The following is a 12,499-nucleotide window of genomic DNA, read 5'->3' as shown; positions in this document are numbered from 1 at the left end:
ATAATTGGAAACTGAGGGGGATAATTTTAATTATGGCAGCAGCAAAATCAAGTTCAAAGGTTAAATATATATGCTCGGAATGCGGGTATACTTCACAAAAATGGCTCGGAAAATGTCCGAATTGTGATTCGTGGGGAACTTTTGAAGAGGAAATTGATATAAAAAAAGCATTTAAAAATATAGAGTCGAAAGAAGTGTCTATAAGTAAAATTTCGGAAATAGAAGTGGAAAAAGAGTTCAGAATGGTTACTCAGTACGAAGAATTTGACAGGGTACTGGGAGGAGGTCTTATTAAAGGCGAAGTAGTTCTTATAACAGGGAGTCCGGGAATAGGGAAATCGACGTTTTTACTCCAATTATCCGAAGAATACTCAAAAATAGGAAATGTTTTTTATGTTTCGGGAGAGGAATCTCCAAGACAGATAAAACAGAGGGCTGAAAGAATAAACGTAAACAGCGGTAATTTGTATATTTTGAATGATACGAATATTGAAAAAATAGAAAGTGTAATATTAAATGACAAGCCGAAAGTAGTAGTTATCGACTCTATTCAGACACTGTATTCGGAAAATGTAAATTCTGTTCCGGGAAGTGTAACTCAGATTAGAGAAACTACATTGAAATTAATAGAGATTGCCAAAAAAAATGAAATTTCTTTTTATATCGTAGGGCATGTAACAAAGGATGGAAAACTTGCAGGACCGAAACTCCTTGAACATATGGTGGATGCAGTGTTGCAGATAGAAGGAGAAGAAAGCAATTATTACAGAATAATCAGATCAATAAAAAACAGATACGGTTCCACAAATGAAATTTCGATTTTTGATATGAAAGAAAACGGAATAAGTGAAGTTAAAAATCCTTCGGAATTTTTTATAAGCGACAGAGAAGAAAAAAATATAGGTAGTATAATAGCACCGATATTTGAAGGGAGCAGAGTATTTCTTTTTGAAATTCAGTCTCTTTTAAGTACACCGAATTTCGGTATTCCGAGAAGAACAGTGGAAGGCTATGATAAAAACAGAGTGGAAATCTTAAGTGCCGTGCTGTCGAGATCTTTAAATATTGATGTAAATTCCAAAGATATTTATATTAATATTCCCGGAGGGATAGAGCTGAAAGACAGAAGTTCAGACTTGGCGGTAGTATTTTCACTTTTGTCCTCAGTAAATAAAACTCCTGTAAGCCAGAAAATAGCTGCTATAGGAGAATTGGGATTAAGAGGAGAAGTAAGAAAAGTGTCGTTTATAAAAAATAGAATAAATGAATTGGAAAAGCTGGGATTTACGGGAGTTTATCTGCCTAAAAGCAATAAAGCCGATTTGGCTAAAGAAAAAACAAAAATAAAATTGAATTATATAAGTAATATCAGTGAGTTAGTTGAAAGGATGAGAATATGAAAAAGAAGGAAACTAAAAAGAAAATACTCGAATATGTATTTTCCATACTGGCACCGGGAACGCCTCTGAGAGCCGCAATAGACAGAATACAGGAAGCATCTTTAGGAGCAATAGTTGTCTTGGGAAATCCTGCGGATCTTGAAAGCATAATGAGAGGAGGATTTAAACTTAATACACCTTATACTCCTCAAAAATTATACGAACTGTCTAAAATGGACGGCGGAATTATACTGTCCGAAGATATAGAAACGATATACGGAGCAAATATTCAACTTCAGCCTAACTCAAATATAAAAACTGACGAAAGCGGTACAAGACATCAGGCTGCACATAGAGTAGCAAAGCAGACAGGAAAACTTGTTATTACCGTTTCTGAAAGAAGAAACAAAATTACTATATATAAAGGAGAGTTCAGATATACTTTGCATGATATAGGAGATTTACTTGTGAAATCTTCCCAGGCAATAATGGCTCTGGAAAAATATGCAGTAGCGATAAACAGAAATCTTATAAATCTTACTGTTTCGGAATTTGACAATATGGTAACTCTTTATGATATTGTAGAAGTTATAAGAATGTACGGACTGCTTTTCAGAATGTCCGAAGAACTTATAGAATATATATCGGAACTTGGAACAGAGGGAAGACTTGTAAAAATACAGTATCAGGAAATTATGCTTAATCAGAATGAAGAATTTACCGATTTAATAAGAGATTATAAGAAAAATGAAGAAAAAGTCGAAAAAGTTATAGAAAATATAAGAATGCTCAATAAAGAAGAACTTCTTGAAGATGAAAATATTGCAAATATTTTAGGATTTAATCTGAAAAATATAAGTCTGGATGAAATTATAAATTCGAGAGGATACAGAATATTAGGTACTGTAAATAAAGTAACTAAAAAAGATATAGAAATGCTTGTATCTGAATTTAAAGAAATTCAGTCGATTTTAATAGCGACAGTGGAAGAAATGACACAAATAAAAGGAATAAGCAAACTGAAAGCGGAACATATAAATAAAGCATTAATAAGACTGAAAAACAGAGTAATGCTGGACAGATATTAAAAAAAGAAAGGAATGAATAATGGAAGAAAAAGTAGTTGTCGGAGGACAAGCCGTAGTTGAAGGAGTAATGATGAGAGGTCCTAAGGCAATAGCAACGGCTGTAAGAAAACATGACGGAAGTATAGTTTATAAAAAAACGGAAATAACGGAAAAAGCAAACAAATGGTTTAAAGTGCCTTTTATAAGAGGTGTTTTGGCATTATACGATGCAATGGTAGTAGGAACTAAAGAACTGATATTTGCATCAAATCAGGCAGGACTTGAAGAAGAGCAAATGACAGACAAACAGGTTACTTTTACTGTTGCTACATCGATATTACTGGGAATAGGAATATTTATGGTGTTGCCTTCTTATGTGGGAGGTCTTATATTTAAAGAGAAAACTGTAATGGCTAATTTGTTGGAAGCCCTTGTAAAACTTGTGCTGTTTTTAGGATATATTTGGGGGATCTCATTTTTTAAAGATATAAAGAGAGTTTTTGAATATCATGGAGCCGAGCATAAAAGTATTATAAATTATGAAGAAGGAACAGAGCTTACTCCTGCAAATGCAAAAAAATGCACGAGATTTCATCCGAGATGCGGAACAAGTTTTCTGCTATTGGTAATGTTTATAAGTATTTTAGTATTTTCAGTGGTAGATCTGATATTCGGAGTAACTAAAGATAACAGCGGAATGATTGTGTTTTTATTGTATAAACTTGTAACAAGGGTATTGTTCGTGCCTGTAGTAGCGGGAATATCCTATGAACTCCAGAGATGGACAAGTTATCATTTGAATAACGGAATTGCAAAAATGATCGCAACACCGGGAATGTGGCTACAAAAAATCACAACGAGCGAGCCTGATGAAAGTCAGTTGGAAGTAGCTATTGTAGCTTTGAATGTAGCGTTAGGAAGAGAAGTAACAAATGCTGTAGAAGTATTTGAAAAATAAATATTATAAAGTAAATAATTTGGAGGCAAATATACATGTTACCTGATTTTTACGGGGTTATTGAGGTGAAACATTATCAAAAAGGACGCTTAAGGCTTCAGACACAAGTTTTAAAAGAAAATTTTGAATTGAAAAAAGAATTTCTGGAAAATATTAACCGAATAGAGGGAATCGTATCGGCAGATGTAAATTCAGTAATAGGAAGTATTCTGATTCTTTTTGATGAAAATAAAATTGAATCGTCTTTCTTGTATTTAGTTATTTTAAAGATTTTACATCTAGAAGAAGAAGCTTTTAAAAGTAAACCGACTAAAATCAAAATATTTTTGAAAAATGTTTTTGAGGTACTCGATTTGTCAGTCTATAATAAAAGTAAAGGATTACTTGATATTAAAACAATTGTCGCAGGGCTGTTTACTTATTACGGAATTGAAAGTTTAAGAGGAGTAAAGTCTGTGCCTTCGGGTATATCTTTATTATGGTGGGCTTATATACTTGTTACGGAAGGAAAAAATGAAAATGTTTAACAATCTTATAAAATCCGCATATTTGACTTTCAATAAAGTAAAAATAGTACACAGTATCCCGGGAAGATTGAGACTGTTAATTCCCGGTCTATCGGATGTTCCTGAAGATTTTAAAAAATACGAGCATTATATAACTGATTTTATTTTAAGCAAAAAAGGAATAAAATCAGTGGAGTATTGTTTCAAAACAAGTAAAGCACTTATTTACTATAATTCGGAAATTCTTTCTGCAGAGCAGATTACCGATTGGCTTAATAAAATTTGGAAAACCGTAATGAATCACTCAGAATTGTATGAAGGCAAATCTTTAGAAGAAATTGAAGAAAATATTGATGTTATCTATGATATATTAAAGAAGGGAAAAAATGATGTCAAATAATAATTATTTACTTGACTGTGAAGTTATACATAAAATTCCGGGAAGAATAAGAATTAAATCAAATGCACTGAAATATCTCGGAAGTTTAAAAAATGAAATTGAAGATCAGATAAAAGTATTGAAATCTGTCAAAGAAGCTGTTATATCCGACATAACAGGAACTATAGTCGTGAAATTTAAAAATGATGATTTAAGTGAAGAAAATCTGCTTTCTTTATTACAAAATATATTAAACGGCTATTTAGTGGAAATACATAAAAATGAGAAAAAAATGAAACCTGATAAATATGTTATTGAAAGAAAACTGCAGGAAGAATCGCCTAAAGAAATTATGAGAAAAATTATCGCATCGGCAGTTTTACTTTTAATGCCCGGACCTAAAGGGGAACTGACAGGGATGCGTCGTTTGTTTAATTATAAGACTTTATCAACTATTTCTCTCGCTTTGCCGGTTTTGAAAAACGGAATAAATTCCATTGTGAAAAATAAAAGACCGAATGCCGATACTTTAAGTTCGACTGCTATTGTCAGCAGCATTATACTCGGAAATGAAAAAACGGCACTGACTATAATGATACTGGAAAGATTTGCAGAACTTCTTACTGTTTATACTATGAAAAAAACACGGGGAGTAATTAAAGATATGCTCAGTGTGGGAGAAAGCTATGTATGGAAGCAGAATGAAGACGGCACTGTAAAAAAAGTTCCTATAGAAGAGATCAGTAAAGGAGATTCTATAGTCGTTCAGACAGGAGAAAAAATAAGTGTCGATGGGAAAATCATAAAAGGAAATGCTTTAATTGACCAGTCTTCGATAACAGGAGAATATATGCCCGTTTCAAAAAAAACAGGAGAAGAAGTATTTGCAGGAACTCTTATAAAAAGTGGCAATATTACTGTAGAAGCTCAAAAAGTCGGAGATGACAGGACGGTATCGAGAATTATAAAATTAGTGGAAGATGCCTCTTTTAATAAAGCTGACATTCAGTCATATGCAGATACTTTTTCGGCTCAACTTATACCGCTGAATTTTCTGCTTGCAGCAATAGTTTACGCTTCAACAAGAAATATGCAGAAAGCATTGAGCATGTTGGTAATTGATTATTCATGCGGAATAAGACTGTCTACGGCTACAGCTTTTTCGGCATCAATTAATACCGCTGCAAAAAACGGTATACTTGTAAAGGGAAGTAACTATATAGAAGAATTATCAAAATCCGATACGGTAATTTTTGACAAAACGGGAACAATTACAGAAGGAAAACCTAAAGTTCAGACATTGCAGATATTCGGGAAAAATATAAAAGAGGAAAGAATGCTTTCCCTTGCTGCAGCTGCAGAAGAAACATCGTCTCATCCTCTGGCAGTAGCTATTTTGAACGAGATGAAAGAAAGAGGACTTAATATTCCGAAACACAAAGAAACGGTCATTAAAGTTTCAAGAGGAATGGAAACAACAGTAGGAAAAGATGTTATTCGTGTAGGAAGCAGAAGATACATGGAAGAAAGTGATGTCGAGCTTCTGGATTCTGTTGATGCTGCAAAAAGAATGCTTAATCGTGGAGAGATTATAATTTATGTAGCGAGAAATAAAAATCTGATCGGGATAATAGGTGTTTCCGATCCTCCGAGAGAAAATATAAAAAAAGCAATGAACAGATTGAGAAATCAGGGAATAGACGATATAGTTCTGCTGACAGGAGATTTGAGACAACAGGCTGAAACAATAGCCTCGAAAATGTCCATGGACAGATATGAATCTGAACTTTTGCCTGAAGATAAAGCAAAAGACATTCTTAAATTTCAGTCGATAGGCTCCAAAGTAATTATGATAGGGGACGGAATTAATGATGCACCGGCTCTTTCCTATGCCAATGTCGGAATAGCTTTGGGAAGTACAAAAACCGATATAGCAATGGAAGCTGCAGATATTACTATTACTTCTGATGATCCTTTGTTGATTCCGGGAGTAGTAGGACTGGCTAAAAATACGATGAAAGTTATAAAAGAAAACTTTGCAATGGCGATAGGAGTAAACAGCTTTGCTCTTGTACTCGGTGCAACGGGAATACTTCCGGCTATATACAGTTCCATATTGCATAACTCGATAACGATTTTAGTAGTGGGAAATTCTTTGAGATTATTGAAATATAATGTAAACAAGTAGGAAAGGATAGATGTAATATGAAAAAGTTAAGTTTAACAATATTACACAGATTACCGAACAGAATAAGATTTAAAGTATATCCCCGTATCAGAAATTTCAAAGTTTTTGAAGAATTTTTAAATGTTGATAATAATATGGAAATAAGATATAATACTAAAATAAATACTTTGCTGGTAAAATTCGATCCTAAAAAAATTTATTTACAGGAAGTAATTTATAAAGTCGTTACCGCATTGTCTATCCAACACGGAATGATGCCTGTAAAACTCATAGAAGATTATGAAGAAAAGTCAATAGATTCTCTGTCATTATATTCGGGAGCGGCAATTTCACTGTCACTTTTGCATAATCTGATTAAGAAGAATACAGGAAATCTGCAGACAAATATAAATCATTTTACGGCAATATTGACAACAGGTGCTATAGTCGAACATGCATATAGAGAAACGAAACAGAAAGGCTTTTTTGATATTGAAATCCTGCCTGCTCTATATTTGTTGAAGTCTTATCTTAACAGTAATTCGATTTATTCGCTTCTGCTCATGTGGTTGACTACTTTCGGAAGACATCTGATATTGAATAATATTTCCAATAAAGAAATAAGAGTATTCAGGATTAAAGACGAAAACGGCAAATACCAATATATAGCCGATATAAGAGAGGATAATTCCATAGGAAGTATAAGTGATCTGGTTTACAGAATTTTTTTTAACAACATAAGATCTAACAGATCTGATGAAAAATATATAACATTACAATAAAAAATAGGAGGTATAAAAATGTTAAATTTAGGAAACGGTGTGAAAAAAGAACATCTTGTAGGAGCTGTTGTAGGAATAGGGGCAGTAGCTGCGGGATATTATCTTTATAAGAAAAATCAAAATAAGGTTGATAATTTTTTAAGAAAACAGGGAATCAATGTAAAAACTTCCAATACTGCAAATTATGAAAGTATGGATTTGGAAAGTCTGATGACTGTAAAAGAACATATTGAAGACTTGATTGCGGAAAAAGAATTGTCTGCGGAGAGTGTTTCAAAATAGTAAAATACCTACTTTTTTTAAAAAAAGTAGGGCAAAAAACTTTTAACCTCAAATTTTACATACTCAAAAATGCACGTCTGCTATGAAAATAAAAAGGATGTTTTCATAACGCTCACTGACATATTTTTTACGTTGTAAAATTTGAAGGTTATGAAATCAATCGTTTTATTTCAGTTTTACTGTTATGAAACGATTTTTTTGTAAAAAAATAAAAAAATATCTTGACAATCAAAATATATAATGGTAGTATAAATATAGAAATTAGGTGAGCCTAATTTAAAAATTAGGGATAACTAAGAAGAGGAAGGAGTGAGTATGAGTAAGAGTATAGAAGATTATTTGAAAGGGATATATACATTGAAAAAGAATAAGCAGTATTCAAACAAAAAATTAGCCGAATATCTGAATATATCTCCCGCTTCAGTCAGTGAAATGATAAAAAAACTTGTAAATGACGATTATCTTAAAGTAAACGGAAAGAGTGTTACATTAACTGAAAAAGGAAATGATTTTGCTTTAAATGTAATAAGGAAGCACAGAGTGTGGGAAGTATTTCTATATGAGAAATTAGGATACGGAAAAGATGAAGTACATCCGGAAGCTGAGGCTCTGGAACATGTAACGAGTGATAAACTGTTAAAAAAACTTGAAAAATTTTTATTTTATCCTAAAGAATGTCCGCACGGAAGTCCTATATTTTACGGTATTAAAAAGTTTGATGAAGAAAATATTATTAAATTGTCCGAAGCTGAAGAAGATGACGAGATAATTATATTAAGAGTGGAAGATAATATTGAACTGTACGATTATCTGAGAGAGCTTAATATAAGTATCAAAGAGATATATAAAATAGAGAGAAAAGATCCTTTTGACGGTCCTATATACTTGAGCAGTAAAGAAAAAAATATAAAAGCAGTGGCTTATAATGCAGCCGGAATGATAGAAGTTTACAAAAAAAATCAAAATACGGAGGAGACAGATGATGACTAAGAAAGTTAATTTGAAAAAAAGTTTTAAATTTTTAATTATGTTCGGGATAATGATGATAGGATTACTTGCCTGCGGTAAAAAAGAAGGCGACGGAGAAAAAAAGATGCAATGACTAAAACTGAAACAGGTAAAAAAATAAAAGTTACGACGACAACAACAATGCTCGTAGACCTTATAAAAACCATAGGCGGAGATAAAGTCGAAGTTACAGGATTAATGGGAGAAGGAGTAGACCCCCACTTATATACTGCAAGTGCAGGAGATATTGATAAATTGTCCAATGCAGATTTGGTAGTTTACGGAGGATTGCACTTGGAAGGAAAAATGGTTGAAATTTTTGAAAAACTGACTTCTCAAGGGAAAGTAGTATTGAACGTAGGAGATGCTTTGGATAAAAGTAAAATAGCCTATGTAGAAGGAAATACGCCTGATCCTCACGTATGGTTCGATACAGAATTGTGGGCTAAAGAAGCTGATGCTGTTGAAGCCGAATTAAGTAAAATGGATCCTTCAAACAGTAGCTATTATAAAGGAAATCTTGATAAATATAAAGCGGATTTAACAGAATTGACAAATTATGTAAAAGCAAAAATAAATGAAATACCTGAAAAAAGCAGAGTTCTTGTAACTGCTCACGATGCTTTCGGATATTTTGCAAAACAGTTCGGATTACAGGTAAAAGCTATACAGGGAGTTTCTACAGACTCTGAAACAGGAAGTAAAAATATAAGTGATTTGGCGAACTTTATAGTAGAAAATGATATAAAATCAATATTTATTGAATCTTCAGTTCCTAAAAAAAGTATAGAAGCATTGCAGGAAGCTGTAAAAGCTAAAGGAAAAGAAGTAAAAATAGGTGGAGAATTATATTCGGATTCATTGGGAGATGAAGCTCATAATACAGAAACTTATATTAAAACAGTAAAAGCTAATGCTGATACTATTTCAAATGCTTTAAAATAAGAACATAACTTTGTGTGAAGTGTAAATAAGGGGAAAAATATGGCTGAAAAAGATATTACAAAAGAAATTATAATTAAAGTGGAGGATTTGACAGTTGCCTATGAGGACAAACCCGTTTTATGGGATATTGAATTGGAAGTAAAAAAAGGTGTATTAATGGCAGTTGTAGGTCCTAACGGAGCGGGAAAATCTACATTGATAAAAGCAATGCTGAATCTGTTGAAGCCGGCTACGGGAGAAGTGCATTTTTACGGAGAAAAATATAATAAAGTAAGAAGTAAAATAGCATATGTGCCTCAAAGAGGAAGTGTCGACTGGGATTTTCCGACTACTGTTTTTGATGTAGTGGAAATGGGAAGATACGGAAAAGTAGGATGGTTAAAAAGAATAAGAAAAATAGACAAAGAGAAAACTGAAGAAGCTATTCGTCAAGTAGAAATGGAAGAGTTTAAAAGCAGACAGATAAGCCAGTTGTCAGGAGGACAGCAACAGAGAGTATTTTTGGCAAGAGCTTTGGTTCAGGATGCTGAAATATATTTTATGGACGAGCCTTTTCAGGGAGTCGACAGTAAAACTGAAAAATCCATAGTAAATATACTGAAAAAGTTAAGAGATGACGGTAAAACTGTAATAGTAGTTCATCATGATCTTCAAACTGTGAAAAATTACTTTGACTATGTTACTTTTATTAATGTTTCTGTTGTGGCTTCAGGACCTGTAAATGAAGTGTTTACTCAGGAAAATATAGAAAAAACTTATAAAAGCAAGTTTTTATCTGAAAAGGAGGCGTAATATTATGAATATAATAAGCCTTCTTGTAAGTGATTATACTTTCAGAACTATTGCAATGGGATGTATGCTCTTGGGAATAGTATCGGGAGTGCTTGGATGCTTTGCGATTTTAAGAAAACAGAGTTTGCTCGGAGATGCTGTTTCACATGCTTCGTTGCCCGGAGTATGTCTTGCTTTTATGATAACTCATATAAAAAATACCGAAATTCTTTTGTTGGGAGCTTTGTTTATAGGAATAGTCTGTATAGGATTGATTTATCTTATACAGAACTATACCAAAATAAAATTTGACAGTGCATTGGCATTTATATTGTCGGTATTTTTCGGGTTGGGTCTTGTATTGCTTTCTTATTTGAATAAATTACCCGGAGCAAACAAATCGGGACTGAACAGATTTATTTTCGGACAGGCATCCACTTTTGTGGAACGTGATGTAAAACTTATGTTTTATACGGGATTATTGCTGTTGGCTATAATAATTCTATTTTGGAAGGAATTTAAAATTGTTTCTTTTGATGCAGAATTTGCCAGAACATTAGGATTTCCAAGCAAAAAAATAGGTATATCTATTTCTGTTCTGATTGTAGTTACAGTTATAATAGGGATTCAGGCAGCAGGAGTAATACTGATAAGTGCGATGATTATTTCTCCGGCAGTAGCGGCAAGACAGTGGACCGACAAGCTATCGGTAATGGTTATTTTATCGGGGATATTCGGAGGATTTGCCGGATTGACAGGAACACTTGTGAGTATTACCGAAAGCAATCTTCCTACAGGACCTGTTATAGTTTTGATAATAAGTCTGATAGTGATTTTCAGTATACTTTTTTCTCCGAAAAGAGGAATAATATTCAAATTTTCAATGAACAGAAAAAAAAGAAAAATGCTTAGTGAAAAACTTAAAAATAAAAAATCCGAATTGAGCAGCTTGAAAGGGGGTATAAAATCATGAGTGCAGGATTGACAATACAACTTATAGCTATTTGTGTTGCGGGATCGTGTTCTATTTTAGGAACGTTTCTCGTACTGAAAAGCATGGCAATGGTATCTGATGCTATAACTCACACTATTTTGCTCGGAATTGTAATAGCTTTCTTTATGGTTCATGATTTGAGTTCGCCTTTTCTTATCGTAGGAGCAGGAATAGTAGGAGTTTTGACAGTTTATCTTGTAGAACTTTTAAATTCTACAAGGCTTGTAAAAGAGGATTCGGCAATAGGAGTTGTTTTTCCCTTGTTATTCAGTATAGCCGTAATATTAATATCCAAATACGCTTCAAATGTTCATCTGGACGTTGATTCGGTATTGTTGGGAGAATTGGCTTTTGCTCCTTTTAACACTGCAAAAATATTTGGAGTTACTGTTGTAAAAGGATTAGTAACTACATTCGGAATATTTCTTATAAATTTCCTGTTTGTCGTGATATTTTTTAAAGAGTTGAAAATATCCACTTTTGACAGAGTTCTTGCAGCAACTTTGGGAATGAAACCAATATTAATCCATTATATGCTGATGTCGCTTGTGTCTATGACTTCAGTAGCTTCTTTTGAAGCGGTAGGTTCGATATTGGTAGTCGCATTTATGATCGGACCGCCTATAACAGCTTATTTATTGACAAATAATCTGAAAATGATGATGTTTTTGAGTGTTGTTTTAGGGGCAATATCAAGTGTAATCGGATTTTTCCTGGCAAGTGCGTGGGATGTTTCCATAGCGGGAATGATTGCGGTAGTAATAGGAGCAATATTTATTGTTGTACTGATTGTTTCCCCTAAAAGCGGACTTGTTTCCACATTCAGACGTAAAAAAAATCAGAAAATCGAGTTTTCCACAAAAATGCTGTTAATCCATATTTTAAATCACAAAGATACTGCTGAAGAAAAAGAAGAATGCGGAATCGATACAATGGAGTATCATTTGCGTTGGGAAAAGAGTTTTTTTGAGAAAATATCGGAAAAAGCAAAAGACAGAAAACTTATATATGTAGATAACGGAATATTTAAAATTTCGGATAAGGGTAGGGAATATATCAGATAAAAATTAAAGCTGTCTCGTAGTACATTTTGAGACAGCTTCACTTTTATTCCTAAGGAAAGTAAATTTAAATTTAATGATTAAATAAATGATTAGAAATCAAATTCAATGATATGTTTTGCAAATTATATAAGAGGCGTAAGCCTCTTTATTATCTTTTTATCAAAAAAAATGTATGACAAAATATCCAACATAGTTGG

Annotated in this window: 12 protein-coding genes and 1 pseudogene; all 13 read left to right on the top strand. The window is 32.9% G+C overall.

Features of this window, described 5'->3' with window-relative positions:
• Positions 1-32 precede the first annotated feature (32 nt).
• A complete protein-coding gene (radA, locus tag FVE72_RS06465) occupies positions 33-1,400 on the top strand; it encodes a DNA repair protein RadA (protein WP_006806517.1) in 1,368 nt (455 codons plus the stop codon).
• Positions 1,397-2,467 carry a DNA integrity scanning diadenylate cyclase DisA gene (gene disA / locus FVE72_RS06460; RefSeq protein ID WP_006806582.1) on the top strand — a complete coding sequence of 357 codons (1,071 nt, stop codon included), beginning with the start codon at positions 1,397-1,399 and terminating at the stop codon, positions 2,465-2,467. Before radA ends, disA begins: the two co-directional genes overlap by 4 nt.
• 19 nt (positions 2,468-2,486) lie before the next feature.
• Complete coding sequence (locus tag FVE72_RS06455) at positions 2,487-3,404, top strand: DUF1385 domain-containing protein (protein WP_006806548.1); 918 nt, start codon at positions 2,487-2,489, stop codon at positions 3,402-3,404.
• Positions 3,405-3,439: 35 nt separating this feature from the next.
• Positions 3,440-3,931 carry an HMA2 domain-containing protein gene (locus tag FVE72_RS06450; RefSeq protein WP_026737717.1) on the top strand — a complete coding sequence of 164 codons (492 nt, stop codon included), beginning with the start codon at positions 3,440-3,442 and terminating at the stop codon, positions 3,929-3,931.
• On the top strand, positions 3,924-4,310 hold the full coding sequence (locus tag FVE72_RS06445) for a hypothetical protein (RefSeq protein ID WP_026737716.1): 387 nt from the start codon (positions 3,924-3,926) through the stop codon (positions 4,308-4,310). The genes FVE72_RS06450 and FVE72_RS06445 overlap by 8 nt, the downstream gene beginning before the upstream one ends.
• On the top strand, positions 4,300-6,477 hold the full coding sequence (locus tag FVE72_RS06440) for a heavy metal translocating P-type ATPase (RefSeq protein WP_026737715.1): 2,178 nt from the start codon (positions 4,300-4,302) through the stop codon (positions 6,475-6,477). Before FVE72_RS06445 ends, FVE72_RS06440 begins: the two co-directional genes overlap by 11 nt.
• 17 nt (positions 6,478-6,494) lie before the next feature.
• A complete protein-coding gene (locus FVE72_RS06435) occupies positions 6,495-7,238 on the top strand; it encodes a hypothetical protein (RefSeq protein ID WP_026737714.1) in 744 nt (247 codons plus the stop codon).
• 18 nt (positions 7,239-7,256) lie between these two features.
• Positions 7,257-7,520, top strand: coding sequence for a hypothetical protein (locus tag FVE72_RS06430; protein ID WP_026737713.1), 264 nt, complete (start codon positions 7,257-7,259; stop codon positions 7,518-7,520).
• Positions 7,521-7,835: 315 nt separating this feature from the next.
• Positions 7,836-8,510 (top strand): metal-dependent transcriptional regulator, encoded by a 675-nt coding sequence (locus FVE72_RS06425; protein WP_006806571.1) that lies wholly within the window; start codon positions 7,836-7,838, stop codon positions 8,508-8,510.
• 10 nt (positions 8,511-8,520) lie between these two features.
• Positions 8,521-9,473, top strand: a pseudogene (locus tag FVE72_RS06420) (metal ABC transporter solute-binding protein, Zn/Mn family).
• A 39-nt stretch (positions 9,474-9,512) separates the two neighbouring features.
• Positions 9,513-10,265 (top strand): metal ABC transporter ATP-binding protein, encoded by a 753-nt coding sequence (locus FVE72_RS06415; protein WP_006806555.1) that lies wholly within the window; start codon positions 9,513-9,515, stop codon positions 10,263-10,265.
• Between the two features lie 4 nt (positions 10,266-10,269).
• Positions 10,270-11,217 (top strand): metal ABC transporter permease, encoded by a 948-nt coding sequence (locus FVE72_RS06410; protein ID WP_026737711.1) that lies wholly within the window; start codon positions 10,270-10,272, stop codon positions 11,215-11,217.
• Positions 11,214-12,302: a metal ABC transporter permease gene (locus FVE72_RS06405; RefSeq protein ID WP_026737710.1), complete on the top strand. Its 1,089-nt coding sequence runs from the start codon at positions 11,214-11,216 to the stop codon at positions 12,300-12,302. Before FVE72_RS06410 ends, FVE72_RS06405 begins: the two co-directional genes overlap by 4 nt.
• Positions 12,303-12,499 lie beyond the last annotated feature (197 nt).

Source organism: Pseudoleptotrichia goodfellowii, assembly GCF_007990505.1.
Taxonomy (GTDB): domain Bacteria; phylum Fusobacteriota; class Fusobacteriia; order Fusobacteriales; family Leptotrichiaceae; genus Pseudoleptotrichia; species Pseudoleptotrichia goodfellowii.
The sequence above is the reverse complement of the archived record's forward strand: the minus strand, read 5'-3'. Positions and strand labels throughout refer to the sequence as shown.